This window comes from Archangium sp., from assembly GCF_036277355.1.
Lineage (GTDB): Bacteria > Myxococcota > Myxococcia > Myxococcales > Myxococcaceae > Archangium.
In genome coordinates this window covers 72,386-99,121 of record NZ_DASUNC010000163.1, presented here as the reverse complement: position 1 = coordinate 99,121, position 26,736 = coordinate 72,386, and the positions used below count along the sequence as shown (strand labels likewise).

Below are 26,736 nucleotides of genomic sequence, written 5' to 3'. Positions count from 1 at the left end.
GGAGAGCGGACGGAGTACGGGTACGACGCGCAGTGCAACCTCACCCGCGTCCGCCTGCCCACGGGAGGGCAGGTGCGCCTGGAGTACGACCGGCGGGGCCGGAGGGTTTCCCTGCGGGACGCGCGCGGTGGCGGGCAGCGGATGCAGTACGATCTGCTGGACAGGCCGGTGCGGGTGGAGGGGCCTGGCCACGAGCTGTGGGAGGGCCGTTACGACGCGGAGGGCAACCTCCTGGAGGAAAGGGGCCCGCTGCGCCGGGTGCGCCTGGGCTACGAGGGCTTCCACTGGCCCGCCTGGCGTGAGGAGGCTGGCACCCGCCTGAGCTGGCGCCACGACGCCGAGGGCCGGCTGGTCGAGGTGAAGAACGAGGTGGGCGAGCTGTACCGCTTCACCCGGGACGAGCTGGGCCGGGTGGTGCGCGAGGAGGGCTTCGACGGGGCCGCGTGGCACTACCAGTACGACGCGGCCGGGCAGTTGAGGCAGACCACCCAGCCCAGCGGACGGACACGGCACTTCGCCTACGACGAGGCTGGCCGGTTGACACGGGTGGAGTACGGCGACGGCACCTTCCACGCCTTCCGCTACCGGGCGGACGGGGCCCTGGTGGAGGCGGAGAACGAGTCGGGGAAGGTGGCCCTGACGAGGGACTCCCTGGGACGGGTGGTGGCCGAGAAACAGGCGGAGGGGGAGGTGACGTCGCGCTACTCGCCTTCTGGCCACCGTATGGAGGTGGAAAGCAGCCTGGGCGCGCACCAGAAGCTGCTGCGGGACGCACTCGGGACGGTAAGGGGGGTGACGTACACCTCACCCGGCAGGCCGGAGTGGGCGGTCCGCATGGAGCGGGACGCGGGCGGGCTGGAGGTGTCGCGGTGGATGCCGGGCGGGGTGGTGGCCACCTGGAAGCATGACGAGGCGGGCCTCCCCACGGAGCGGCGCACCCTGGTGGGCGGCGGGACGGTGGCCCAACGCACCTGGCGCTGGCGTCCCGAGGGGCAGCTGGCGGCCATGTCGGACGCGGCGCACGGCCACACCGAGTACATTCATGACGCCTGGGGACGGATGGTAGGAGAGCGAAGGCCCGACGGCGGCCTCCAGCACCGGGCCATGGACGCGGTGGGCAACCTCTACCGACACCCCGGGATGAAGGACAGGCGCTACGGCCCGGGTGGACGGCTGCAGGAAGCGGATGGCACCCGGTACACCCATGACGCCGATGGCAACCTGACGGAGAAGCACACGCCCGAGGGCACCTGGCGCTATGGCTGGAATGGAGCGGGCCTTCTCTCCGAGGTGCAGCGGCCGGATGGGGTGCGCGTACACCTGGAATATGACGCACTGGCCCGGCGCACGCGGAAGGTGGTGCTGGGCGCGGAGGCGGAGGGCCGGGCGGCCCCCGAGCGCGAGGTGCGCTTCGTCTGGGACGGGCACGTCCCCCTGCACGAGGTGGCCTCCACCGAAGACGTCACCACCTGGCTGTTCGAGCCGGAGAGCTTCGCGCCATTGGCCAGGGAGGACTCCACGGGGCGCTACGCCGTGGTGACGGACCACCTGGGCGCTCCCACCGAGATGTACGACGAGCTGGGGCAGCTCGCCTGGCGGATGCAACTGGACGCATTTGGTGTAGGCAAGGCCGACGTGGCCCTCCAACACTGCCCCTGGCGCTGGCCGGGACAGTACGAGGACGAGGAGACGGGTCTCCTCTACAACCGCTTCCGCTACTACGACGCCTACGCCGGGCGCTACATCAGCCAGGACCCACTGGGGCTCGCCGCTGGGCCCCGCCTCTATGGCTACCCCGAGGATCCGCTCTCCGCCACCGATCCTCTGGGTCTGGCCAAATGCGGGCCCAAGGTCGTTCGTGCGAACTCACGCTCACAGGCGATGCGGCTTGCCCAGCAACATGCCCAGGTGCCGAGAATCTCCCGAGGCGGTCAAGTCATTGGATTTGACGACTTGAACGCGACAAGCAAGGGCCCCAACTTCGGTAGCCTCAAAAAGGATGGAGCCACCAATCTGGGCCGAAGAGATCCTCATAGCAGCGCGCATTTCATGGATCATCCAGATGGGCATCCCGACATGATCGGTCCGGGTCATCCCGCGCACCACGAGTCGCCTCATATCCATTCAGTCAACAGAAAAGGTGACGAAATCATCATCACCTATCCCGGAAAGCATTGAGGTGTCTTGTGGGTATCTTCTTCACGGATGGGCATGAGCGCCTCAAAACGGAAGTATCGTATTGGAGCAATTTCCTTTCCTCTGCTGAGTGCTACTTGCTCGTCTACAAGGCATCTCACATGGGTCCTTCTGGCTTTGATCGCTTTCCAGAAGGACAGGCCTTGGTCGAGCACATTCTTCGAACCTCGACGATCCTCTCTCAAGGATTGGACTCCATTCCCCTGGCTCAGCACCCCTTATTCGAGATCGTACGGAAAGAGGCATCTCCCGGCTGCGTCTCCTTTGATTCACCCGACTCCAACCTGCGCAAGGAACTGGAGAATCTCCAGAAACTTCGAGATGCACTGAAGAAGCAGGCGTTGCTCAAACGGTACGGAAGGAACCCGCCGCCACAACCCCCAGCCCTTTTGAGATCACTTTTTCAAGGGAGCCAAGAAGTGGAGTTCCGCTCTCCACCACATGCGATCGACTCGATGTGTCTGGAATTCATATTGAAGCACTCTTCCCATGCGTGTATCTGGCGATGGGGAGAGTTTGGGCTTCACTTCTTGAGCCTCAGTCGAGACAAGGGAGGCTCGCTCCAATTCATCGAGGAAGCAGCGCACGGGTTGGACGTCGAGCTGATTCGAGCCCGTTCGATCCGCGAAATCCCCACCTGGTAGGAGATGGAACGAGGCCATGTCGCACAGTCCATCCCCCTGACTGGAAGAACCAGTCCCGCATGAGTCTCACCGAGGAGAACTCGCAGGTGCTCCATCTCGTTCAGGCGATGATGGGCGCCATCACGCCCGATTTCCGCAGAGGCACCCTGAAGCCGATCGGCAGTGACAGAAGGCCGCAGGTGAGGCGATGAGCAAGGTGGCGCGGGAACTGAACGCACTCCAGAGGCAGATGGAGGGAGGAGCGCCCCTTCCCCATCAGGCCACGGACTGGGCGATGAGGCTGTTCACCCTCTCGCGTGACACCCAGGTGGATCCGTCCGCGGTCCAGAAGCTGCTCGAGCACTTCCTCGACAGCCTGCCGGAGTGGGGGCTGGAGGATCTCCCCGCTCGAACCGCGGAGTACGCGCACGGACTGGCGACCGCACCCGGGGAGCTCGAATACGAGGAGCTGCACAAGCTCTTCTCGCTCCGGGACGAGCTCCACGTCCTGTGTGAGCTGGGCATGTCCATCGGCAGCGAAACCCGATCCGAGCTGGACGAGGCCCTGCGCGCACGCTTCCAGGCGCAGAAGAAGGCGGCCAGCTCCGTCGCCCGGGACAGGGCCGAGGACTGGAACAGGACCCTGTGGTGGTACGCGGAGCGCTTGAACCCACGCTTGAGGAAATGACCCCGCGCGGAGCCGTCTACCTGCCGCCGCGCTTCTTCACGGCCTTCTTGGGGCGGCACAACGGATGGGGCTTCTTGTCCACGGAGGCGAGCTGGAACGAGCGCTTGCCGTTGCAGGCCACGCGGAACTCGGGGTTCTCCTCCTTGGGCACGCGGAACGTCTTCGCCTTCGCGCCGCGCAGCAGCTGGTGCTGCCACCACACCTTCGTCCGGTCCCTCCCGTACATGCCCGCGCCGCACTCGAGGTACGGCAGCCGGCCCAGCACCGGCGTGAAGGACGGCGCATGCACCCCCTCCACGAGCCGCGTGCCGAAGAAGACGCGGCCCTCGTAGCGCACGAAGCCGCAGCCCAGCTCCTCGTACCCCTGCCCATCCCCTCGCGGCACCGCGACGAAGGCGGGCAACTCGGGGCGCTCGGTGTGGTTGAGGTAGAAGAAGCGCGCGTCCCGCGGCCGGCAGTCCGCGTCCACCTCGAACGTCTCCGCGTCCGCCAGGTCCATGCGCGTGAGCACGTCGGCCCGCTGCCCGTTGGGCTCGTTCACATGGTCCTCCTCGCTCAGCGGCCGGCCCCAGTAGACGCTGGTGGCGTAGCGGAAGTAGCCGCAGCCGATGGGACGGAAGGAGTCCGGCGCGAAGGGCACCGGTGGACGGTTCTTCAGCGGGCGCTGCAGCAGCAGCGTGCAGCCCCGGCGCACCCGGCGCCCATCGGCGTAGAAGCCCTGTCCGAGCGGCCGGAGCATGCCCTCGCCGGTGCCCACCTGCGTGTCGCCACAGTGGGTGATCTCCGGCTCCACGGCCGAGACGGGAGCGGACAGGGAGGAAGCGGGCGCGGGGGCGGCCTCGGCCGGGCTCGCGGGGGCCGCGGGGCCCAAGTCCCGAGCGGGCTCCCGAGCGGGCTCTGGAGTCCTCGCGTCCTGGGCGCGCGCGGCCGGGCCCGCGACCAGCGCTCCGAGCAGGAGTGCCAGGGGGGTTCCAAGCCGCTTGGAAGAATGCCTCGTGCTTCCCATGGGGGCGCATCATGGCGCGTCCGGGGCCTGGGAGCGAAGAATCCCGCTGTCCGGGGAAGCGCCGCCCGGGAGCCCGGAGGGGAGGCGAGCGGGAGCCGGGCTCAGGAGGTGGCGGTGGCCTCGGTGACGACGTGGCCGGGGGCGAAGAGGGCGAGCCCCAGGGCGGCGGTGCCGGCGAGGGAGGCGAGGACGGCGAAGCGCACGGAGAAGCCGGGGGGGACGAGCTCCAGGGCGGCGAGGGTGAAGGAGCCGCCGAGCATGCGGGTGGCGTAGAGGGCGCTGGTGACCATGCCGCGGTGGTGCCAGGGGGCGCGCGTCTGGGGCCCGAGCAGGGAGGTGGAGGCGGCGGGCCCGAGGCCCAGTCCCATCAACCCGAGGCTGACGAAGGCGGCGGGGGTGCCCCAGTCCCGGGAGACGGCGAGGGCGAGCAGGCAGGCGCCGGTGAGACAGAGGGCGAAGCCGCCCCCGGCGCTGGCGCGGAGGCCGCCCCGGAGGAAGACGCGGACGCCGAAGGTGGAGCCACAGGCCCACCCGCCGAGCAGCGGCACCAGGGCGAGCCCGGCCAGGAGGGGGCTGTGGCCTCCGAGTCCCGTCATCCACAGGGGGACGAGCGCGGTGGTGGTGTAGAGGAGGGCGCCGCCAATCACCCCGCCGAGCACGCCACACAGCACGGTGCGATCGCGCAGGAGCTCCAGGGGGACGAGCGGGGAGGGAGAGGAGCGCTGCTGGCGCACGACGGCGGCGAGCCCCACCCCCGCGGCGAGGGCGAAGGAGAGGCGGAGGGCGGAGGAGCCGCCACGCTCGAAGGCGAAGAGGAGCAGCCCGAGGGAGACGCCGGTGAGGACGGGCCCCTGGACGTCGACGCGGGAGGAGGAGGCGCGTGCGGGGTCGCGGTAGGAGGCGTGGAGCAGGGCGAGCGCGAGCAGGCCGACGGGGAGGTTGACGAGGAAGGCCTGGCGCCAGGAGGCGGAGGTGACGAGCCAGCCGCCGATGAGGGGTCCGACGACGGTGGCGGCGCCCCAGGCCCCGGTGAAGAGGCCCTGGACGGCGGCGCGCTCGCGCAGGGTGTAGAGGTCGGCGCTGAGGGTCATGGTGGTGGGCTGGAGCGCCCCGGCGCCGAGCCCCTGCACCACCCGGAAGGCGATGAGGGCGGGGACGGAGGGGGCGAAGCCGCAGAGGGCGGAGCCGAGGAGGAAGAGGCCCATGCCGGCGGAGAAGACGGGCTTGCGGCCGAGCTGATCGGCGAGCTTGCCGAAGAGGAGGATGCCGAGGGTGGAGGCGAAGAGGTAGGAGGAGAAGACCCAGGAGTAGAGGTGCTGGCCGCCGAGCTCCCGGGTGAGGGTGGGCATGGCGCTGGTGACGACGGTGGCCTCGAAGGCGGAGACGACGAGGCCGAGCAGCACGGCGGTGGTGGCCATGCGCCGGGCGGTGCCGGGGAGGGCGGCGGGCTGGAGCCCGGAGGAGACGTCCATGGGGAAGGAGTACGCCTCCGGGAAGCATGCGGAAACCGCATCTGGCGCATAGAGTGGATGCGGAAAGCGCATGAACACGGAACAGCTCAGGGCCTTCGTGCAGGTGGCACGGGAGGGCCGGCTCACGGTGGCGGCGAGGCAGCTCGGGGTGTCGCAGCCGGGGCTGTCGAGACAGCTGCAGGCGCTGGAGACGGAGCTGGGGGTGCGGCTGCTGGTGAGGACGCCGGGAGGGGCGGTGCTGACGGACGCGGGGGAGCGCTTCCTGCCGTACGCGAGGCGGGCGCTGGAGGCCCTGGCGGCGGGGACGGCGGAGCTGGGAGCGCTGACGACGACGCCGAGGGGCACGGTGGCGTTGGGGACACTGCACTCGGTGGGGACGTACCTGTTGCCGGAGCTGGTGAGGGCCTTCAAGGAGCGCTACCCGGAGGTGCTGCCGAGGCTGAGCGAGGGGACGCACGTGGAGCTGGAGGCGCGGGTGGCGGGAGGCGAGTTGGATCTGTGCATCGTGAACCTGCCGATGAGGCGGGTGGACCTGGTGGCGCAGAAGCTGTGGGAGGAGGAGCTGGTGCTGGCGGTGCCGCGAGGGCATCGGCTGACGAAGCTGAAGCGGGCGGTGGCGTTGGCGGAGGTGGTGGAGGAGCCGCTGGTGGTGATTCCGGGCATGGCGGGCACGCACGCGCTGGAGGCGGCGTGCGAGGCGCGGGGGATGAAGCCGCGGGTGGCGGTGGAGATGGACAACGCCGAGGGGCTGAGGCGGATGGTGGAGCGGGGCCTGGGGGTGGCGCTGTTACCGAAGCTGATGGCCCGGGACCATGCGTCGCGAGGCTTCGACGTGGTGGAGGTGGAGAAGGGAGGCCCGAGGCGGCAGGTGGCGCTGGTGCACCGGGGCGAGGAGTACCTCACGGCGGCGGCGCGGGCGCTGAAGACCTTCATCGTGGACTCGCTGCGCCGATCCGGACCGTAATCCCAGACACCATGCCCAGGACGACCCTTCCCCCCGCGATGACGCTCCCCACGGATGAGGCACGCGCCTGGCTCGTCAGCCACCTCGGGCTGGCCACGTCCTCCTGGCCCCAGGGCGCCGAGGGCGTGCGCGCGCTGCTGCGCCACCTGCGCCACATCCAGTTGGATCCGCTCGATGTCATCGGCACCAACGCGGACCTCGTGGCACTCGCGCGCGTGGACGGCATCGCCAAGGGCGACGTGTACCGCCACCTCTACCCCGGCCACGCCTTCGAGCACTGGGCCAAGGAGCGCTGCATCCTGCCCGCCAGCGCCTTCCCCCACTACCGCGAGCGCTCGCTGGAGACCCCGTGGTGGCGCCTCGCCACGCGGCTGGAGCGTCTGCCCGAGAAGGTGCTGGGCGCCGTGCTCGAGGAGCTCGAGGCCCGCGGCCCCCTCACCGCCGCGGAGCTGACCGACCATGGCGCGGTACAGCCGCTCGACTGGAGCGGGTGGAAGGGCACGGGCAAGGCCACCTCCATGGCGCTCGAGGTGCTGTGGACGCGCTGTGAGATCGTCGTGTGTGGCCGGGGCCCCGGTGGCAAGCGCTACGACGTGCCGCACCGGGCGCTCCCGGACGTGGCGCGAGCCCCCGCGGGCCACACCCATGACGAGAGCTTCGCGCGCTGGGCCCTCACCGAGCGCGTGGAGGCCGCGGGCCTGCTCTCGCGCGCCAGCGGCCCGCACTGGTCCACGCTGTCTCCGGTGCGCACCTCGCCACTGCCGGACGCCATGGTGCGCGAGGGGGTGCTGGAAGAGGTGTCACTGCCCGGCTCACCCCGGCGCTACCTGGCTCCCGCGGGCTTCCGCTCGCGGTCCGTGACGGCGCCGGACGAGCGGATGCGGATACTCGGCCCCTTGGATCCCCTGCTGTGGGACCGAGGGCTGGTGAACCAGCTCTTCGGCTTCGAGTACGTGTGGGAGGTGTACAAGCCCGAGGAGCAGCGCCGCTGGGGCTGGTACGTGTGCCCGCTTTTGCACCGGGGCCAGCTGGTGGGAAGGCTGGAGGCACGCGTGCAGGAGGGCGTGCTGCGTGTGGAGAAGTTGTGGAGGGAGAAGGGCGTGAAGCTGGACGACGCGGCGCTCGACGAGGCCCTGGCGCGCCATGCACGGGCCTGCGGCGCGGTGAAGGTGCGCCGGCCCCGGGCCCGCGTGGGCTGAGCTGGACTGAGCTACTGCGCCAGGTCTTCCAGGACGTCGGAGAGCGTGGTGGCGTTCAACGCCCGGTCGAACCAACGGTCGAGGGTGGTCACGTCCGTGCAGGTGAGGATGCGCTGGCGGGACGCCTCATCCACGTGCACGCCGCGCGCGGTGAGTGTCCGCAGGATGTACTCGGCACGCCCCTCCACCCGGCCCTCTTCCCGGCCCCTGACCAGACCCTTCTGGACTCCCTGCTCGAGCATCTCCTCGGCCCAGGTTCTCATCAGTTCCTCCGCTCGCTGCGCATCCAGCACTGAATGTAACACCCGTCTCGCCGCTGTGTGGACTGCGGTCCACCACGCTGATGGGCTCTCGCCGCAGGGACGTCCAGTCCACCTCGGAGACGACGTGCGCGGGCAGCACGGCGCGCAGTTCAGCGGCGGCCCGCTCGGGGTGGCCGAAGGTATAGCGGGCGAAGAGATCATGCGGTCCAGACATGGCCACCCACGCTCAAGCATCCGGCGGGCCAACGGCGCCGGAACGGACCCCTGACGCACTCCGCCAGGGCTCGGGGCGTGAGGAGGGCCACACCCCCGGCGAACCCGGGTGGGCCGGGTCCGTCCCACCTGCTAGGGTTGCCGCCCGCATGTGGCGCACGATGACTCCGAGAGGAGAGACCCTGTTCGAGGTCGGGAAGTACCGGGTCCGGCGGGTCTCGGAGGAGGACGCGCCGATCATCCGCGAGCTGGGCGAGCGCTGCCTGGAGCACCTCGAGCTCCACTACGGCTCACCCCCCGACCCCGCGCAGATGATCCGCGATCTGCTCACGGACCTGCCTCCGGGCAAGACACTCGGCGACAAGTTCGGCATGGGCGTCTTCGATGGCTCGGGCCGCCTGGTGGGCGCCATCGACGTCATCCGCGACTACCCCGAGCCCCACGAGTGGTACCTCGGCCTGCTGGTGCTCGAGCCGGCCTGGCGCAACCAGGGACTGGGCGCCAGGCTGCTCGACGCGCTCACCCAATGGCTGCTCCGGCACGACGCCGCCTACCTGCGCCTCGCCGTGTCCGAGCACAACGCCGCCGGCCAGCGCTTCTGGAAGCGCGGCGGTTTCGAGCCCGTCAAACAGGTGCTCGCCGAGTTCGGCAACAAGAAGAGTGTCTTCCACGTCCTGCGCCGCGCCTTGGAGGTGCGATGACTCTTTCCCCTCACCCGCAGTCCCCCATCCACATGACGCACCGAACTCCCACGCGGCTTCCGCTCCTGCTCCTGCTCACGCTGACGGCCCTCACCGGCTGCCCCAGACCCCCGACGACGACTCCCGAGCAGAACTACTCCGACATCCAGTTCGACGTGACGGTGCCGCTTGAGACGCCCGTGAACGCCACGCTCCTGCTCTCGGGCGAGGACGCGGCCTTCAAGGGCCCCACCGGGCAGGGCCTGGAGCTCGTCTATCAGGGCGGCACCACCTTCTCCGTCAAGACGCGGGTGCCCAAGCACCAGCCGCTCACCTACACCGTGCGGATGACCACGCCGTCCGAGCAGGTGGCGCTCGACACGGCGGGGAGCGCGGTGCCCGCGAGGACGCTCGAGGCGCACGAGAACGAGGAGAACGTGAGCTTCGGCGTGGAGCGCTGGGGCCCGGCCGGGGGAGACACCCAGCCGCGGACCGCCTTCGTGGTCGCGGTGCCGGAGACGACGCCCAACACCGAGGACATCTACCTGGCCGGCAACCATGAGCAGCTGGGCGGATGGAACCCGGCGGGCGCGAAGCTCTACAAGGCGGTGAACAACGGCTACGCCACCGTGCTGTCCTTCGCGCCGGACACGTCGCTCGCGTTCAAGGTGACGCGGGGCGAGTGGACGAAGGTGGAGAAGACGGCCACGGGCGCGGAGATCGCCGATCGCACCCACAAGACGGGGAGCGGCTTCGAGCGCGTCTCCATCACCGTGGGGGGCTGGGCGGACTTCTTCACCGAGGAGCCGCCCGAGGCGGTGCTCACCGGGAAGATCGAGTACCTGCGCGACGTGACGCCTGGCAACACGCTGCTGAAGAAGCGCGACATCATCATCTGGCTGCCGCCGGACTACGACACGGCCACCGAGCGCCGCTACCCGGTGCTGTACATGCACGATGGGCAGAACCTGATGGACGCCACCACGGCCTTCGCCGGGGAGTGGGGCGTGGACGAGACGGCGCAGGAGCGCGTCCTGGCCGGCAAGGTGGAGCCGCTCATCATCGTGGGCATCTACAACACCTCGGACCGCGGCCCCGAGTACACGCAGGTCCCCGATGCCCGCTACCCCCAGGTGGACGGCGCCAACGGCGGCCGGGCGGACGCGTACGGCGAGTTCATCATCAACGAGCTCAAGCCGATGATCGACGGCAAGTACCGCACGAAGCCGGAGGCGGAGTACACGGGCCTGGCCGGCTCGTCGCTCGGTGGCCTGGTGTCCCTGTACCTGGGCATGAAGCACCCCGGCACGTTCACCCGTCTGGGCGTCCTCTCGCCCTCGGTCTTCTGGGGCAACAACGACATCGTGACGAGGGTGGACGCGCTGTCCGGGAAGCTGCCGCTGCGCCTCTGGGTGGACATCGGAACCGACGAGGGCAGCAGCAGCCAGGAGACGGTGGACGACACGCGGCTGCTGCGCGACGCGCTGGTGCGCGAGGGCTGGGTGCTCGACAGCGACCTGAAGTACACCGAGGTGGAGGGCGGCGGGCACAACGAGGCCTCCTGGGCCGCGCGCTTCGGCAACGTGCTCGAGTACCTGTTCCCCCCGCCTTCTCCATGAGCTGAGCCGTCAAGCGTTGGCGGATTCAACCCCGAGGGAGCCCCGCCCATCCCGGGAGGAACGGGAAAGCGGGGGTTCCTGGTAGGATTCCGCTGCTTCGTAGGCTGGCCGTACACGCGTTGCGCGGGGGTGTGGCTGTTGGTGCCCATCGACACAGTGGCTCGACGCCTCCCGTTGCTGCTCGCGGTGGCCGCCCCGTTCCTCGTCTGCTGGCTCTTCATCGACGCGTACGTCCTGCCCGCCCACGCCGAGCCCTACGTGCTGCGCCTGAACGGGACGTGGAAGCTCCAGGAGGGCGACGGGGTGGGGTGGGCGGAGCCGGAGTATGACGACTCGGGGTGGGGGGAGATCCGCTTCCCCGGGGGGTACTCGGCGCAGGGGTACCGGGCGAGCCAGGCGTGGGCGCGCAAGCGCTTCGAGCTTCCTCCACTGCTCCGGGACAAACCCCTGCTCCTCACGCTGGGAGGCATGCGCACCAGCCGCGTGACGCTCTTCGTGAACGGACACGAAGTGGGCCGGACGGACGAGTCCTTCCGGGGACTCAAGGGCGAGGTGGATGGGTTGGAGGCCTGGAGGGTGGACAGCCGGGAGCTGCGGCCGGGCTCCAACGTGCTCGCCCTGCGCTTCGAGTGGATGCTGCCCGGAAGCGATGGCGTGGTGGACGCGCGCATGCTGCTGGGGGCGCAGGAGCGGCTGACGCCGTACTACCTGCGCGCGAGCGACATCCGCCAGTTCTTCCAGAACGGAGCGCTCGCCCTCTTCGCGTTCATGCTGCTGCTGCTGGGCATGTTCATGAGCCGGGAAGCCGATCCCTCGCGGCGGGCGCTGCAGCGCTCCACCGTCTTCGTGGTGACCTGGGCGGCGCTCTATCTGGGCACCCGGACCGGGCTGCTGCCCTTGAGGCAATCCTCTCCCCTGACGTTCACCGTGCTCATCCTCACGGTGGGGGGCCTCGTCTGGGCGATGATGGAGTTCTCCCAGCACTACTGCCTCGGGCACATCACCCGCGGCGGGAAGGTCCACCGGGCGGTCTGCGGGGTGTTCGCGGCCACCCTCCTCGCGGTGCATGGGCTCGGTCCGCTCGGGGGGGCGGTGGTGCTCTACCGGCTCTTCGCCCTCTACATCTTCGGGACCGTGCTGTACGTGACGGGGCTGACGATGGCCACGCTGCTTCGCCGCAAGCGCCCGTCGGATGCGGTGTTCGCGGCGGCCGTCTTCTGCATGCTCGGCGCGGGCGTGGTGGATCTGCTCACCGATCTGTATGTGTTCCAGGCGCCCCGGCTCTTCTCGGTGGCGATGATCAACCTGGGGCTGTGCGTGGGGGTGCTGCTCATCGCGGACTTCATCCAGCTCAGCTACGTGAACGAGACGCTCTCGGCGAGCCTGACGCGGACGAACGCGGAGCTCGCGGTGGCGCTGGCCCGGGCGGAGGACGCGGCCCGGCTCAAGAGCGCGCTGCTGACGGAGCGGCTGGCCTCGGTGGGCACCCTGGCCACCGGGGTGGCCCATGAGATCAACAACCCCATGGCCTACGTGACGGCGAACCTGGCGTTCCTGGCCAAGGAGCTGCCGGAGCTGGCGCGCTCGGAAGGCAACGGCGGGGCGAAGGAGGAGCTGGCCGAGCTGGGACAGGTGGCCGCGGAGAGCCTGGAAGGGGCTCGGCGGGTCAACCAGATCGTCAAGGAGTTGAGGCTCTTCGCTCGGGGCGGTGGCGGGGACGAGCGGCTGGAAGCGGTCGACGTGCGCGCGGTGGCGAAGCGGTCCTTGAACCTGGCGCTGCACGAGCTGGAGCCGCGCGCGCGGATCATCGAGGAGCTGGAGGAGGTACCCCGGGTGCTGGGCAGCGAGTCACAGCTCGGGCAGGTCTGTCTCAACCTGCTGCTCAACGCGGGCCAGGCGATGACGACGGGAGACACGGGCCGGAACGAGCTCCTCCTGCGCACGCGCCGGCGCGAGGATGGCTGGGTGATGCTGGAGGTCGCGGACACGGGCTGCGGGATTCCCCCGGAGGATCAGCGCAGACTCTTCGATCCGTTCTTCACCACGAAGCCGGCGGGGGAGGGGATGGGGATGGGGCTCTCCATCTGCCACGGAATCGTGAAGCGGCTGGGAGGGGAGATCCAGGTGGAGAGCGAGGTGGGGAAGGGAAGCGTGTTCCGGGTCGTCCTGCCGCCGCACGCCGCCTGAGCACCCCACCGTGAATCAACCGGGCTCGAGACGCTCGGCCCGGGGAGCATCCATGAGCGCGGCCACCTCGGGCGAATAACCCCCGGGGCCCTCCCCGTGAGCGATGAGCGGAGGACGCACGGCCAACCCACGCTGCCTGTCACGCACCGCGTGCACGAGGAAGCGCGTGGCGGGAGCGTCCACGCGCGCATGCACGAAGCGCAGGGCCACCGGGTACAGCTTCGAGGCCATGAGCAGCCCAAGCACCTCCGCCACCCGCGCCGCCGGGTACACGAGGCTCACCCGCCCACCCGGAGCCAGCGCGTGGCGGGCGGCCGCCACCACCGAGGGCGCGTCACACGCGAGCTCCTGCTTGGACAGGGCGCGCTCCGCATCCGGGCTACGCACGCCGGCATTCACGGTGCGGAAGGGCGGGTTGGACACCACGTGCGCATAGGCCCCCGAGGGGAACAGCGAGCGGGCCTCGCGCAGGTCCCCGAGCAGCGGCCGCACCCGTCCCTCACAGTCATTGAGGGCCACGGCGCGCACCAGGCGCGCATGCACCTCGGGTTGCAGCTCCAGCGCGTCCACGGGTCCGAGGCCGAACTGGCGCACCAGCAGGAAGGACACCACGCCACTGCCCGCGCCGAGCTCCAGCAAGGGGCCTCCGGCGTCCCCGCCCTCGGTGGCCGCGAAGGCGGCGAGCAGCACGGCATCCAGCGTGAAGCGGTAGCCGCTCCGGCGCTGCAACAGCTTCACGCCCGCGGTGCCAATGGAGTCGAGCGTCTCGTCCAGGGGAATGGGGGCGTGGCTCTTCTCGCTCAAGCGGGGCTCCGCGGAGTGTCGGACAGAGGACCCTGACTCTACCCGGCTGTCCGTGACCTGGGGGGGTGGGCGTTTTTCCAGCGTGCCGGGGTTGGCGTCACGCAAGGTGTGCTGACAGCGGCATTGAGCACCCGGGACCTCACGAATGAGTCCAGTCCGGAGCGGGGATGTGGCATCACGCTCTCCATCATCGGAGAAGGAGACTGAGCCGTGGCCAACGAAGTTCCCGCACCGGAGTCCCCTCCTGGCCCCAGACGCCGGGGACCCTCGGCGTTCGCCTGGCTGAGCCTGGGGTTGAGCGCGCTCGTCGGGGTGGCGATCGGCATCGGGAGCTTCACCTTCGCCTACGCGAAGGGGGCCTCGTACATGACGGACGATCCCGCCGCGTGCGCCAACTGCCACGTGATGAATGATCAGTACGCCGAGTGGACCAACTCCAGCCACCACACCGTGGCGGTGTGCAATGACTGCCACACGCCGCCGGGCTTCGTGGGCAAGTACCTGGCCAAGGCGCGCAATGGCTGGCACCACTCGGTGGCCTTCACCGCGGGGGGCTTCCACGAGCCCATTCAAATCACCCCGCACAACCGCGCCATCACCGAGCAGCGCTGCCGCTCGTGCCACCAGCCCATCGTCCAGGCCATCGACGCGCACGCGGCCACCACGAGCAACGAGCGCGACGACCTCTCCTGCATCCGCTGTCACAGTGACGTCGGACACGGACCCTGAACCCTCTCCACGGAACCGCATCGTATGGAAGCTTCGCCTACCCGCCGCCGATTGACGCTCCTGCTCGCCGCCATGGTGCTCGCCGCGGGCGCCGCCGCCGGTGCCGCCGCGCTGGCGGTGAACATCATGGAGCGCAAGCAGGAGGCCCGGAATCCCTTCTACCGGGTCGTCGAGCTCACCGACGACACGGTGGACCCGGCCATCTGGGGCAAGAACTTCCCGCTCCAGTACGACGACTACAAGCGCACCGTGGACATGACGCGCACGAAGTACGGCGGCAGCGAGGCGGTGCCGCGCGAGCCCACGGCGAATGATCCCCGCGCGGTGACGGCGCAGTCGCGGCTGGAGGAGGATCCGCGGCTGAAGACGTTCTGGGCGGGCTACGCCTTCGCGACGGACTTCCGCGAGGAGCGCGGCCACGCGTACGTGCTGGAGGACCAGCTCTTCACCGAGCGCCAGCACGTCACGAAGCAGCCGGGCGCGTGCTTGCACTGCCACGCCTCGGTGTACGTGACCTACAAGAAGCAGGGCGAGGGAGACCTCATCAAGGGCTTCGAGAAGGTGAACGCGATGCCCTACCCCGAGGCGCGCAAGCGGGTGGAGCACCCGGTGGCGTGCATCGACTGCCATGACTCGCAGACGATGCAGCTGCGGGTGACGCGGCCGGGCTTCCTGGAGGGGATTCGCGCGTTGAAGGCGAGCCAGGGCGTGCAGAACTACGACGTGAACAAGCAGGCCACGCGCCAGGAGATGCGCACGTACGTGTGCGGGCAGTGCCACGTGGAGTACTACTTCAAGGGCCCGGAGAAGCGGCTGACGTACCCGTGGGCCAACGGCATCAAGATCGAGAACATCCTCACGTACTACGCGGAGAACGGGCACAAGGACTGGACGCACGCGGAGACGGGGGCGCCGGTGCTCAAGGCGCAGCACCCCGAGTTCGAGATGTACAACCAGGGCATCCACGCGCGCTCGGGCGTGGCGTGCGCGGACTGCCACATGCCCTACAAGCGCGAGGGAGCGCTGAAGATCAGCGACCACCACGTGCGCAGCCCGCTGTTGAACGTGAACCGGGCCTGCCAGACGTGCCACAACTGGACGGAGACGGAGCTGACGCAACGCGTGACGACCATCCAGGACCGGACCTTCGAGCTGCGCAACCGGGCGATGGACGCGATGATCGCGCTGATTGGGGACATGAAGGCGGCGAGGGGCGCGGGGAAGACGGACGCGGACCTGAAGACGGCGATGGAGCTGCAGCGGCGGGCGCAGTTCATGGTGGACTTCGTGGAGGCGGAGAACTCGATGGGCTTCCACGCGCCGGAGGAAGCGGCGCGCATCCTGGGCATCGCGATGGACCTGGCGAGGCAGGGGCAGCTGGCGGTGAGGCAGGCGGACTACACGCCGAACCTCTTCCCGAGCACGACGCCGTCGGTGAAACCCACGGAACGAGAAGTGACCCCGGCGCCCGGGAGCGCGACGGGTGGCGGCACCCGGGGTGGCGGCGGCACGAACCACTGAAGCTCCCACTGAGAAGCTCCCTCACACGCCGAGCAACAACCCCTCTCCCCTCGGGAGAGGGACGGGGTGAGGGTATCTCGCGCCCCGGATTCCCACCCGTGAGCCTCACCCGAGGCCCCCCGACCCCGCGAGCCGACTATCGGCCACCTGACTCTCCGGGCGTGTAGGCGAGCAACCCTTCGTTCGCCCCGTTCGTTCAATGAATGGTCCGCTGCGGAGGAGCCGGAGTAGACTGGCCTGGAGGACAACCCCCATGGCGAACAGCAGCATCGAGCCGGCGCAGCTCCTAGGGCAGCCGCCGCACATTCTCTGGATGGCTGGCTCCGTCGATGGGGCTCACGGGCCGGGCATGCGCCAGGCGTCGCAGGGAGGGCTGAGGCCGGAGGCGCAGGGTCCGAGGCGCATCCTGGTCGTCGACGATGACCCGGCGATCCTGAATGTCTGGCGCCGGGTGCTGGGGCAGAGGTCGCGCCCCTCGTCGCTGGACCACCTGGAGAAGAAACTGTTCGGGGGCACGCCGCCGGCCACGACCGCGTCCGCGCCACCGGCCACGCCACCGGCGGCGTCGGCGGACGTGGGCTTCACCATCGACACGGCCTCGCAGGGGATGGAGGGGTACCAGAAGGTCATCGCGGCCCTGGAGGAGTCGCGTCCGTACACGTTCGCGCTCGTGGACATGCGGATGCCGCCGGGCTGGGACGGGCTGGAGACCATCCTGCACATGCTGGAGAAGGATCCCCGGCTGGAGGTGGCCATCTGCAGCGCCTTCTCGGACATCTCCCGGGAGGAAGTGGCCAAGCGCATCGGCCGGTCGGATCTGCAGTGGCTGCGCAAGCCGTTCGATCTCGAGGTCGCGAGGGATCTGGCGCGCAAGCTGAGCGAGCAGGGCACCCAGCGGCGTCTGGCCCGCTGAACAGCGCGCATGATGAAATCATGATGGAGCCATGAGCCCCGGATGCGGCCCGGATCCGGGTGATGCGTCAGGGTGCTCCCATGACCCCAGCGCGGCATCTGGCTGTCTCCGCCATTCTCCTGATGGCGGGCTTCCTCGCGTGCGGAGCTCCCCCGGCACCCGCGCGGCTCCAGACGGACACCATCAACCTCGTCCTCGGGGATGAGAGCTTCCACGAGCGCTTCGGGCGGGCTCCGACGGTGGAGGACAACGAGGATCTCCGGATCCGGGTCCACCTGGAATACGTGCTGGAGCGGCTGCGGCGGCGCTCCACGGCGGAGCTCTCCCCGGCCGCGCGCGAGGCCCGGGCCCGGAGTCTCGAGCGGCTGGAGGCCTATGTCCGGCGAGGCGAGTTCCCCCGGAACGACGGCCATACCGATGCGCGGCGCCCCACCTTCATCGACTCGCGGGGACGCATCTGCGCGGTGGGGTACCTCTTCGAACAGGATCTCGGCCGGGAGGCCGCCGGAGCGATCGCCGCCGGATACAAGTACGCCTTCCTCCGGGAGATGGAGTCACCCCTGCTCAGGCAGTGGGCCGCCACCACGGGGCTCGAGCTGGAGGAGCTGGAGATGATCCAACCCACCTACTCGAATCCCGCGGATGATGCCGAGGAGTATGGGCCCCGCTTCTCCCTGTTGGATCCCTTCGATGGAAGAAGCCACCTCTCCCTCGCTCCAGGGTTCCTGTTCGATGGCGGGGGAGACGGCGTCCCCGTGCGGCTCGATCTCTCCACGGCCTTCATGGGGGGATGCGGCCTGGGCGCCTACGCGGCCGTGTCCCTGACGAAGCTCACGGGAGCGGAGCGCTCGGCCTCGGCGCTGAGCAACCTCGACGTGGGAATGGCCTGGGGCCGCTCCATCTTCTCCGACAGCTGGCTCGTGCTCCGCGGAGGGATGCTGCTTCCCACGGGGGACGAGGACGAGGTGGGCTCTTCCCTGAATGGCTCGGTGGCGGCGAAGCGTCCCTCCCAGGCCGTGCTGTTCCAGCCAGGAGCCCTCGGCGGAAGGGTGGGCGCTTCGGTGATTCTGGGCAGCGCCTTCTGCTCGTCCTGCACGCTCCGGCTCGAAGCCGGGCTGGATGGGTATTCGCCCTTCTCCAAATCCTTTCAATTCTCGCCGCGGTGGGGAGCGGGGTTCGCCTATCGCTATCAATACCTGGTCGCCCTGCTCGAGGTCGCGGGCGCCCGGTACGCGGAGAGCCTCTCCTCGAGGAGCAGGCTCCATCATTCCGTCGGATTCGCGTTGCGGCGCGCCACCGGACAACCGGGATTCCAGCCCGGGATTTCGCTCTCGGTCCCGCTGGAGGGACGGCTGAAGCGGTGGTTCCTGGGCTTGGATCTGACGATGCGGTACTGAGCCGGCACCTCAGCGCCGCTGGCCCACGAGCCGCTCGGCGACGTCGATCACCTTCGCCTCGACGTTGGTGTCGTCCAGCTTGTCGATCTCCGCGATGCCGGTGGGGCTGGTGACGTTGACCTCGGTGAGCCAGTCGCCGATGACGTCGATGCCCACGAGGTACAGGCCGCGCTCCTGGAGCGAGGGCTTGAGGCGGGCGCAGATCTCCCGCTCGCGAGGGGTGAGCGAGGTCTTCACGGGAGTGCCGCCAGCGGCCATGTTGCCACGGTGGTCATCGTGTGCGGGGACGCGGAGGACGGCGCCACAGGGCTCGCCATCGACGAGGATGATGCGCTTGTCGCCCTGACGGCTCTCGGGGAGGTAGGCCTGGACGACGATGGCCTTCCTGCCGCCGAGGGTGCTGATTTCGAGGAGGGAGCGGGTGTTGCGGTCGCCGGGCTGGAGGAAGACGATGCCCTGGCCGCCGAAGCCCTCGACGGGCTTGAGGATGGTGCCCTGGGGGTGGCGGGCGACGAACTGGGCGATGGCCGTGAGATCGCGGGAGATGAGCGTCTCGGGCATGAGGTCGGGGAAGCGCAGGCCGAAGAGCTTCTCGTTGGCGTCGCGGATGCCGGTGGGGTTGTTGAGGAAGACGGGCTCGCGGCCGTTGCACAGCTCGACGAGCTGGGTGGCCTGGAGGAAGTCGGCGTCGACGGGAGGATCCTTGCGCAGGAAGAGGACGTCGAGGCTGGAGAGGGGGCGGACCTGCTCGTCGAGGAGATCGAAGTGGCGGCCGGGCTCGCGGCGCACGGTGACGGTGCGCATGCGGGCCTCGGCGCAGGAGCCGCTGAAGCGGAGCCAGGGCTGCTCGAAGTAGCGCACCTGGTGACCGCGGCGCTGGGCCTCGAGCATGAGGGCGAAGGTGGAGTCATGGTCCACCCGGACCGTCTCGAGGGGATCCATGAGGAAGCCGAAGGTGAGCGCGGCCATGGGGACGGGTGCCTCCTGGGGGGTACGAGGATGATACCCGGTGAGTAGACGCACGGAGGCGCGAGCGCGACAGAAAAAGTACGCGGAGTAGGAGAGGGGGCTATGGGGGGCGCGGTGGAGACACCCCGGGAACTTCGACCCACGAGTATACGGCAATCACGAGGGGGCCCCGGCTCCGATCCCCGCCTTACCTCCAGCGAGCTCTCCACGAGGGTTGGATGCCTTGCCCTCGGGCATCCGAACAACGAAGCCCCTGTAGCGGCCGCTACGCTCCCATAGCAGCGCCATCCGTTCATGGCTCGGAAGCCGGGGACGTCATAGGGTTGCGGTAGGATTCCGTTTCACGAGGAGATGGACTTGGCGACGGCAGAGCAACTGAAGGCACTCGTGAGGAGCTACGCCGAAGGTGACCAGGCCCAGTTCCTTTCGGTGGCCATGCAGGTCGCCGCCCATGCAGCCAGGCAGGGGCATGCCAGGCTTGCTCAAGAGCTTCGTTCGCTCGTCGATCAGGTGAAGTCACGAGGGGAGATGGCTCCCCGCCGTCTCGAACCTCCGACACCGCTCGCCCAACCTCGCGGCGAGCTCTCGGGGCTCCTGTCCGTCAGCTACCCGGACACGCGCCTCAACGAGATGGTTCTACAGCCCGCTGTCCGTGAGCGCCTGGAGCGTGTCCTGCGCGAACAGCAGCAGGCACACAAACTCCGGGAGCATGGTCTCCGCCCTCGCCATCGGATGCTTCTGGTGGGCCCACCCGGCTCCGGGAAGACCATGACGGCGGCCGCTCTGGCGGGTGAGACACAACTGCCGCTCTTCACCATCCTGTTGGATGGCCTCATCACCCGGTTCATGGGAGAGACCGCGGCGAAGCTGCGGCTGGTGTTCGATGCCATCCGCTCGACCCGGGGTGTCTACCTCTTCGATGAGTTCGATGCGATTGGCGGGCACCGAAGTGCTTCGAATGATGTGGGGGAGATCAGGCGTGTCCTGAACTCCTTCCTGCAATTCCTGGAGCAGGATCAGTCGGACAGCCTCATCATCGCCGCGACGAACCATCCCGAGCTGCTGGACCATGCGCTCTTCCGGCGCTTCGATGATGTCGTCGAGTACAATACTCCTTCAGGAGAATTGGCTACCCGGACCATTCTCGCCAAGCTGGGGTCCTTCTCTTCCGAGGACCTGGATTGGAAGCTCTTGAGCAAGGCGGTGAAGGGGCTGAGTTATGCCGAGCTGGCGCGAGCCTGCAATGACGCCATCAAGGAAGCCATTCTCGATGACAAGTCATCGGTCACGACTCAAAGCCTTCTTCGAGCGTTCGATGAACGCCGCTCCACCCGGCGCTCATGAGCCTCCCGGGAAAATGATTGGCTAGACCCTTCAATCGGCCGCATCTCTTCATCCGGAAGCTTCCGGACATCTCGCTCTTCACCTCTCCGAAATCAGGCGGAGGGGGCATCAGGACCAAGGCCCAGGACCGGGCGAAGCATGGCGCCCACCTGAAGGAGCAGTACGAGGCCGAGCTCGCCCGGATCGAGGAAGACGAGACGCTGGCGCTCCGCTTCGAATTCGAGAGCGAGCCAGGGTTCGATCTCAAGCTTCAAAGCCTCGAGTCCGAGCGGCAGGGGATCGAGCTGCTCGCCGTCCGGGACGTAGGAGAGACCACGTTCGCGACGGTGCTGATCCCTCGCGACAGGCTGGGGCACTTCATCAAGCTCTTCGAGGACTACCTCACCAAGACGCGCGGAAAGAAGAACAATCCCGCCAACAAGGACCTCGTCGAGAGCATCGCCCATGTCCGGCGCGCCTCCGTCCGCTCCTTGTGGACGGACCCGGAGGAGCGTTTTCCCTCGGGAGACGGTCCCTTCTGGTGGGAGGTCTGGCTGCGCCGGACCCAGGGCGCGTTCGAGCGGTTCCGAGCCACGGCGCAGCAGGCGCGGCTGTCCGTCAGCAACATGCCGCTGCGTTTCGTGGATCGCATCGTGCTGAACCTGCAAGCGACGGTCATCCAACTCAGCCAGCTGCTGGAGCAGGACGAGTTGATCGCCGAGCTCCGGGAGGCCAAGACCACCACGGCGGAGTTCATGGAGCTGACGCCGTCCGAGCAGGCCGCCTGGGTCAGGAATCTCCTGCCGCGCATCCAGGCACCGCCCGGGGATTCACCCTCGATCTGTATCCTCGACACGGGCGTGAACCGGGGGCACGAGCTCATCGGACTGGCGCTCCCCGCCTCCTCCCTGCTCACGGTCGATCCCCGCTGGAAGGCGGATGACCACCATGGCCACGGTACCGAGATGGCCGGGCTCGCGCTGTATGGCGATCTGGGTCCCGTGCTCATGTCCAAGGGGCCTGTCGCGCTCAGGCACCAGCTGGAAAGCGTGAAGCTGTTCCCCATGCCGGGAGATACGCACGCGCCCGAAGTCTACGGAGCGGTGACCCAGGAGGCCACCGCTCGTGCGCAGATCCAGTCTCCCGGGCTCGCACGGACGTTCTGCATGGCCGTGACCAGTCCCGATGGTCATGAGAAGGGGGTCCCGTCTTCCTGGTCGAGCGCCGTCGATGCCATCGCCTTTGGTTCCGCCGATGGAGAGCGCCGCTTGATGTGCATCTCCGCGGGCAACATCCAGCTGGACCACTTCATCCATTACCCGGATCGCAACGTGACCGAGCTCATTCGCGATCCGGGGCAGTCGTGGAATGCCGTCACCGTGGGGGCGTACGCCGACCGGGATGTGGTGATGGACCCGGCGCTGTCAGGCTGGAAACCAGTGGCTCCGCTGGGTGGGCTCTGCCCTTCCAGTCCGACTTCTGTTGCTTGGAACGAGACCTGGCCCATCAAGCCGGACATCGTGATGCCCGGCGGTAATGCCGTGGTGGATCCCACGGGGACGAGGTGCGATTTCACCGACAGCCTCTCGTTGCTGACAACCTACTCCCGGCCGATCATCCGGCAGTTCACCGCCTCGGGAGAGACCAGCGCGGCCACGGCACTCGCGGCACGGCTCGCGGCACGGCTCCACGCCCAGTACCCGCGGCTCTGGCCCGAGACGGTCCGGGCCCTGCTCATCCACTCCGCGGAGTGGACGGAGTCGATGCGCGGCCACCTTCCCCAGAAGAAGCCCAGGAAGAGCGACTACGCGAGGCTCCTTCGAACGTTCGGCCATGGGGTACCCGATGAAGAGGCAGCTCTCTTCAGTGCCAATGACGCGCTCACGCTGATTGCCCAGCATGAGATCCAGCCCTACGACGCGCATCCCCACAAGAAAGGGGAGTTCGTCACCAGGGACATGCACCTGCACGCGCTCCCATGGCCCGAGGACGTCCTCCGGGGACTGGGAGAGATCGACGTCGAGCTGCGCGTGACGCTCTCCTACTTCATCGAGCCCCTACCGGGAGACCGGGGTTACAACCAGAAGCAGCGGCATCGGTACGCGTCCCACGGGTTGCGGTTCGATTTGAAGACGGCGGCCGAGACGCTCGAGCAGTTCAAGATCCGCATCAACAAGGCGGCGCGAGAGGAGAAGGAGAAGGCAACGAGCACCAGCGATTCCAAATCCTGGAGGTTCGGCCCGGACATCCGGAGCAGCGGGTCCATTCACTCCGATCGCTGGACAGGTCCCGCGGTGGACCTCGCGGACAAGGGGTATCTGGCCGTCTATCCGACGATTGGCTGGTGGAGGGAGCGGCCTCGCCATCAGCGTTGGAAGACGAGAACCCGCTACGCCCTGGTGGTCTCGATTCGCACCCCAGGAGTGGACGTCTACACGCCCGTGGCCATCGAGCTGGGCATTCCCATCACGGTTTGAGCAGGTGGGTACCCCCATCGGACTCATGGGGATGGCGACAGAAGCCCTGGACACAGGAAGTGCCCGGGGGGCACGCCGGCCCACCGTCCGAGCAGGAGACCCGGGAGCAGGCCATCTTCAGCTCCAGCCGGGAGTCCTTGTAGCGCGGGGGCCAGACGGAACAGAGGCCGCCCTCGGAGCAGGGCACCTTCTGACAGTTCTCCCCACGCACCACCGCGCAGACCGAGATGCCCTCCCCGAGGGAGACGCACTCCTGGCCTTCGGAGCAGCCCGTCGCCTCGCAGGTGGGAAGGCAGGAGGGACCGTCCAGGCCCTCGCGGCAGAAGAAGCCCCGGGGACAACTCGTGGGTTCATCTGGCTGGCAGGAGCGGCCACACCATCCCACGTTGCAATGAAGTTCCCGCGCGCAGGTCTCCTCTTTCATCCCCAGGGTCTGCACACATGCTTCGCCCTCCTTCCTCAACCCAGGAGGGACACAGGTGCGTATCAGGGTTTCACTCCCCAGCGTACGGACCGTCTGGCACATCCAGTCCTCACCACACTGGAAGTCCGCCTGGCACGTGCTGCCTCCACAGAATCCTTCGCGCTCACCCGCGAAGTACAAGCAACCAAGGGGCGCTTCACACTCCTCACCTCCCGAGCAATCGAGCCCGAAGCTCTGGAGTGCTTTCTGCTCACGCATTGGAAGAATGGGAGCCACCTGCTCCTTCGCTCGAGGCAGTTCGTCCCGCTGCTCCCGCCGCATCTCACCGGCCAGAAGCATCAGGGGCACGGGCAACAACAGCCCGGCGATGCCACCGAGGAGGGTGCTCCACCTCACTGGCACTCCACCTTGCATGGATACGAGGTGCAGTCACGGACTTCCATCTTACCCTCGGGACAGTGCTGTCCCTCATCGTCCTCCATGTCCTCCCGTCTCTCCCTCAGCTCACGCCTTCGCTCCTCTTGCATGTCCTGGATGTCCTTCGCCATGGCCTGATCGAGCTTGCCGCCCTTTCCGTAGACATCCGGGCAACCGGTCCCCAGGATCAACAACCCCATCACCGCCGCGAGCATCGCGCGTCGAGTCATCAAAGCCCCCCGGAGACAATACCACCTGAGGGGTAGATGGAATCCGGGCGGGGTCGTGCATCATGCCCGTGAGCTGACCACTGCCAGACACAGCCGTGGGGGAGGGGCTCTTGCTGACACGCCCCGACTTCATGGACGCTTCTCCCCCCGTGCCTCTCGCCAGACCGGACAACCGGAGTGATGCCTTCGTCCTCCACGAGCTGGAGCGGCATCAGCGCCGGCGTGAGCAGGGCATCCCCACCCTCACCGTGCTCGCCGGCCCTCCCGGCACCGCGGCCTCCTTCTGGCGCCAATGGCTCGGCTCGATCCACAGGCCGGGCTGTACCGTGCCCGCTTCGAGCGAAGCCGAGGTGGTCCGCGCCTGGCTGGAGGCGCTCGCCCGCGTCAGGGCGCTCGAAGCCGATGCCGCGGACTTCCTCGGCACGGCCGGAGGTCTCGCTCCGGGCGAGCTGCACGCCCGCTTGAGAGGAAAGACAGCCCACGAGCGCGGCGTCCTCCTCCAGGAGCTGTTCTCCTCCGCTCCCGATGGAGATGTCTCCACCGCGTGCAGGTGTCTGCTCCAGCCACAAGTTACCCACAATTCAGGGGCCCCCCTCGACGCGGTGCTCGACGCACTCGAGCATGATCCCCTCCGCGCCCTCACGGCACTGCACGCCCTCGTCCCGCACGGCACGGCGCCCGCGCTGCTGCTCACCGGCTCCGGCTCCGAGGGGTTCGCACACGCGGCGCGCGTCGCCTCGCGGCTGTGCGCCTCCCTCCCGGCCCTCGTCATCGCCCTGATCGCGGACCGCTCCACCCTCGACACCTACCTGCGGGGCGGCGGCTCCCAATCCCTCGCCATGGTGCGCGAGGGCCTCCTCAAGCTCGCCGCCCCCTCTCCCGAGGCCCTCGGGGTGAAGCTCGAGGCCCTCGGTGTCCCACCCTCGGAGGAGCTCGCCCGCCCCCTGGCCAGGCTCGCCGCGGAGGGCGTCTCGGACGAGGTGCTCGCGCTCTTCGGTGAAGTGGTCCGCGAACACCAGCGCACCTCCCCTCCCGAGGCCCCCGAGGACCGGGCTCGCAGCACCGAGGAGCGCTTCCTCTCCGCCTTCCTCGACTCGCACCCCGCCACCCACGGACTGTTCGAGCTCAATGCTTCTCCGGGGTTCCGGCTCGCGGGCCGTGACGTGGAAGTGGATCTGCTGTCACGGCGCTTCCGCCTCGCCATCGAGATCGACGGCTACCGCCACTTCCAGGATGCTGAGGCCTACCGGCGGGACAGGCGCAAGGATGCCGCGCTGCAGAGCCACGGTTTCTTCGTGCTGCGATTCCTCGCCCAGGACGTGGTGGCGCGGCTCGAGGAAATCCTCGACACTATCTCGGAAGTCATCTCGCATCGACGTGAGCTTGGAGGTTGAACACATGCAGGGGCCTGAGGTTTCTCGACTGGGTGAGCTGGCGCTCACGTGGCTGCTGACACGCGAGGAGGGGAAGGGCTCCCGGAGCGAGCTCTCCCGCGCGCTGAAGCCCTTCGCCGAGCACCGTTGGACCGCCGGTGACTGGAACCTCCGGCTCGACGAGACGCTCACGGCACTCGAGACGGCGGGGCTCGCCCGGCGCACCGCGCGCAATGGCCTCGAGCTCACCTCCCAGGGGCGGACGCATGCGCTCGCGTGGCTCGGGGTGAAGCGGCTGCCCGACGGCACCTCCTGGAAGAAGCTCAAGAACACGCACCTCCTGGCGCGCGTGCTGGAGCTGCCGCCCTCCCACGGCAACCTGGACCGGCTGGGCACGGCCGATGGCATGCGCGCGGTGCTCGTGCAGAAGCAGTTCGGCGGCGAGTCCCCCGGCATGAAGAGCCTCACCCAGGTGCGCGATGCGCTGTGCTGGAAGCAGCTCGGCATCGACACGGACAAACCCTTCACCGCGGCCGCCGTGCAGGCCGTGCTGCTTGCCCGCGTCCTGCAGGCCTCGCGCGAGGCCGAGCCCACCCAGGCCATGCGCCAGCTCGCGGCGAAGAGCGTGGGCGCGAAGCGCTCGGACGCGGAGAGTCTGCGGCTGGCCGCCCTGCGCTCCTGGCTCGTCCCCGGCTCGGAGCCCGTCACCGCGCCGTCCACCGCGCCGGCCTCGCGCAACGTGCTGACCCCGGCTCCGGTCCGCGAGGATCTCCAGTCCTTCGCCGAGCGGGTCCATCAGGCGGCGAAGGCCTCCACGAGCGGCCGCTTCGGTGAGGACAAGATCTTCATCTCCCACGTCTGGCGCGCCCTCCAGGGCCAGGTGCGGGGTCTGGACGAGCAGGCCTTCAAGAACAGGCTGGTGGAGGCCAACCGGGCCCGGTTCCTCTCGCTGAGCCGCGCCGATCTGGTGGAGGCCATGGATCCCGCGGATGTCGCCGACTCGGAGACCCGCTACCTCGGCGCCACCTTCCACTTCATCTCCCTGTAGT

General features: G+C 68.6%; 23 protein-coding genes and 1 pseudogene. 17 read left to right on the top strand and 7 right to left on the bottom strand.

Annotated elements, in window-relative coordinates; translation table 11 throughout:
- From VFZ09_RS40440 to VFZ09_RS40425, 4 genes are all read left to right on the top strand, one after another.
- Nucleotides 1-2,178, top strand: a 2,178-nt coding sequence (locus VFZ09_RS40440) for an RHS repeat-associated core domain-containing protein (RefSeq protein ID WP_329733130.1), incomplete at its 5' end; no start/stop codon positions are given.
- A gap of 8 nt (nt 2,179-2,186) precedes the next feature.
- Nucleotides 2,187-2,840, top strand: coding sequence for a hypothetical protein (locus VFZ09_RS40435; protein ID WP_329733129.1), 654 nt, complete (start codon nt 2,187-2,189; stop codon nt 2,838-2,840).
- A gap of 59 nt (nt 2,841-2,899) precedes the next feature.
- Nucleotides 2,900-3,031 carry a hypothetical protein gene (locus VFZ09_RS40430; protein ID WP_329733128.1) on the top strand — a complete coding sequence of 44 codons (132 nt, stop codon included), beginning with the start codon at nt 2,900-2,902 and terminating at the stop codon, nt 3,029-3,031.
- Nucleotides 3,028-3,507: a hypothetical protein gene (locus tag VFZ09_RS40425; RefSeq protein ID WP_329733127.1), complete on the top strand. Its 480-nt coding sequence runs from the start codon at nt 3,028-3,030 to the stop codon at nt 3,505-3,507. Before VFZ09_RS40430 ends, VFZ09_RS40425 begins: the two co-directional genes overlap by 4 nt.
- A 16-nt stretch (nt 3,508-3,523) precedes the next feature.
- On the opposite strand, the gene VFZ09_RS40420 is transcribed toward VFZ09_RS40425, so the two are convergent.
- Together VFZ09_RS40420 and VFZ09_RS40415 are read right to left on the bottom strand one after the other, a co-directional pair.
- Entirely contained in the window at nt 3,524-4,513 is a 990-nt protein-coding gene (locus VFZ09_RS40420; RefSeq protein ID WP_329733126.1) for a hypothetical protein, read from the bottom strand.
- A 101-nt stretch (nt 4,514-4,614) separates the two neighbouring features.
- Nucleotides 4,615-5,985 carry an MFS transporter gene (locus VFZ09_RS40415; RefSeq protein WP_329733125.1) on the bottom strand — a complete coding sequence of 457 codons (1,371 nt, stop codon included), beginning with the start codon at nt 5,983-5,985 and terminating at the stop codon, nt 4,615-4,617.
- Between the two features lie 70 nt (nt 5,986-6,055).
- Here VFZ09_RS40415 and VFZ09_RS40410 point away from each other — a divergent pair, with 70 nt between their 5' ends.
- On the top strand, nt 6,056-6,949 hold the full coding sequence (locus VFZ09_RS40410; RefSeq protein ID WP_329733124.1) for a LysR family transcriptional regulator: 894 nt from the start codon (nt 6,056-6,058) through the stop codon (nt 6,947-6,949).
- Nucleotides 6,950-6,960: 11 nt separating this feature from the next.
- The gene (locus VFZ09_RS40405; protein WP_329733123.1) at nt 6,961-8,148 is read left to right on the top strand and encodes a winged helix DNA-binding domain-containing protein; all 1,188 of its coding nucleotides are present in this window, start codon (nt 6,961-6,963) and stop codon (nt 8,146-8,148) included.
- Nucleotides 8,149-8,159: 11 nt separating this feature from the next.
- Here VFZ09_RS40405 and VFZ09_RS40400 read toward each other — a convergent pair whose 3' ends face one another.
- Nucleotides 8,160-8,411, bottom strand: a complete 252-nt coding sequence (locus tag VFZ09_RS40400; RefSeq protein WP_329733133.1) for a hypothetical protein — start codon at nt 8,409-8,411, stop codon at nt 8,160-8,162.
- A gap of 85 nt (nt 8,412-8,496) precedes the next feature.
- Nucleotides 8,497-8,625, bottom strand: a pseudogene (locus VFZ09_RS40395) (transposase); the annotation flags it as partial.
- Nucleotides 8,626-8,785: 160 nt separating this feature from the next.
- On the opposite strand from VFZ09_RS40395, the gene VFZ09_RS40390 reads away from it, so the two are divergent.
- The 3 genes from VFZ09_RS40390 to VFZ09_RS40380 all read left to right on the top strand — a co-directional run bounded on the left by VFZ09_RS40390 (nt 8,786) and on the right by VFZ09_RS40380 (nt 13,110).
- Nucleotides 8,786-9,325, top strand: a complete 540-nt coding sequence (locus VFZ09_RS40390; RefSeq protein WP_329733122.1) for a GNAT family N-acetyltransferase — start codon at nt 8,786-8,788, stop codon at nt 9,323-9,325.
- Nucleotides 9,322-10,923, top strand: a complete 1,602-nt coding sequence (locus VFZ09_RS40385; RefSeq protein ID WP_329733121.1) for an alpha/beta hydrolase-fold protein — start codon at nt 9,322-9,324, stop codon at nt 10,921-10,923. Before VFZ09_RS40390 ends, VFZ09_RS40385 begins: the two co-directional genes overlap by 4 nt.
- A gap of 156 nt (nt 10,924-11,079) precedes the next feature.
- Entirely contained in the window at nt 11,080-13,110 is a 2,031-nt protein-coding gene (locus tag VFZ09_RS40380; protein WP_329733120.1) for a sensor histidine kinase, read from the top strand.
- Nucleotides 13,111-13,125: 15 nt separating this feature from the next.
- On the opposite strand, the gene VFZ09_RS40375 is transcribed toward VFZ09_RS40380, so the two are convergent.
- A complete protein-coding gene (locus tag VFZ09_RS40375) occupies nt 13,126-13,914 on the bottom strand; it encodes an SAM-dependent methyltransferase (RefSeq protein ID WP_329733119.1) in 789 nt (262 codons plus the stop codon).
- Between the two features lie 210 nt (nt 13,915-14,124).
- On the opposite strand from VFZ09_RS40375, the gene nrfH reads away from it, so the two are divergent.
- The 4 genes from nrfH to VFZ09_RS40355 all read left to right on the top strand — a co-directional run bounded on the left by nrfH (nt 14,125) and on the right by VFZ09_RS40355 (nt 18,474).
- Nucleotides 14,125-14,643 (top strand): cytochrome c nitrite reductase small subunit, encoded by a 519-nt coding sequence (gene nrfH / locus VFZ09_RS40370; RefSeq protein ID WP_414640796.1) that lies wholly within the window; start codon nt 14,125-14,127, stop codon nt 14,641-14,643.
- Nucleotides 14,644-14,667: 24 nt separating this feature from the next.
- On the top strand, nt 14,668-16,164 hold the full coding sequence (locus VFZ09_RS40365; RefSeq protein ID WP_329733118.1) for an ammonia-forming cytochrome c nitrite reductase subunit c552: 1,497 nt from the start codon (nt 14,668-14,670) through the stop codon (nt 16,162-16,164).
- A gap of 253 nt (nt 16,165-16,417) precedes the next feature.
- Nucleotides 16,418-17,077, top strand: coding sequence for a hypothetical protein (locus tag VFZ09_RS40360; protein ID WP_329733117.1), 660 nt, complete (start codon nt 16,418-16,420; stop codon nt 17,075-17,077).
- Between the two features lie 80 nt (nt 17,078-17,157).
- Nucleotides 17,158-18,474 (top strand): hypothetical protein, encoded by a 1,317-nt coding sequence (locus tag VFZ09_RS40355; protein WP_329733116.1) that lies wholly within the window; start codon nt 17,158-17,160, stop codon nt 18,472-18,474.
- A 9-nt stretch (nt 18,475-18,483) separates the two neighbouring features.
- On the opposite strand, the gene gshB is transcribed toward VFZ09_RS40355, so the two are convergent.
- Entirely contained in the window at nt 18,484-19,443 is a 960-nt protein-coding gene (gshB, locus tag VFZ09_RS40350) for a glutathione synthase (RefSeq protein ID WP_329733115.1), read from the bottom strand.
- Nucleotides 19,444-19,800: 357 nt separating this feature from the next.
- Between gshB and VFZ09_RS40345 the strand changes: the two genes are divergently transcribed.
- Together VFZ09_RS40345 and VFZ09_RS40340 are read left to right on the top strand one after the other, a co-directional pair.
- Nucleotides 19,801-20,787 carry an ATP-binding protein gene (locus tag VFZ09_RS40345; RefSeq protein ID WP_329733114.1) on the top strand — a complete coding sequence of 329 codons (987 nt, stop codon included), beginning with the start codon at nt 19,801-19,803 and terminating at the stop codon, nt 20,785-20,787.
- Nucleotides 20,788-20,804: 17 nt separating this feature from the next.
- Nucleotides 20,805-23,243 carry a S8 family peptidase gene (locus tag VFZ09_RS40340; protein WP_329733113.1) on the top strand — a complete coding sequence of 813 codons (2,439 nt, stop codon included), beginning with the start codon at nt 20,805-20,807 and terminating at the stop codon, nt 23,241-23,243.
- Nucleotides 23,244-24,059: 816 nt separating this feature from the next.
- Here VFZ09_RS40340 and VFZ09_RS40335 read toward each other — a convergent pair.
- Nucleotides 24,060-24,314, bottom strand: coding sequence for a hypothetical protein (locus tag VFZ09_RS40335; protein WP_329733112.1), 255 nt, complete (start codon nt 24,312-24,314; stop codon nt 24,060-24,062).
- Nucleotides 24,315-24,424: 110 nt separating this feature from the next.
- On the opposite strand from VFZ09_RS40335, the gene VFZ09_RS40330 reads away from it, so the two are divergent.
- Nucleotides 24,425-25,708 carry an endonuclease domain-containing protein gene (locus tag VFZ09_RS40330; RefSeq protein ID WP_329733111.1) on the top strand — a complete coding sequence of 428 codons (1,284 nt, stop codon included), beginning with the start codon at nt 24,425-24,427 and terminating at the stop codon, nt 25,706-25,708.
- 4 nt (nt 25,709-25,712) lie between these two features.
- Nucleotides 25,713-26,735, top strand: coding sequence for a hypothetical protein (locus tag VFZ09_RS40325; protein ID WP_329733110.1), 1,023 nt, complete (start codon nt 25,713-25,715; stop codon nt 26,733-26,735).
- Nucleotide 26,736: the final 1 nt, after the last annotated feature.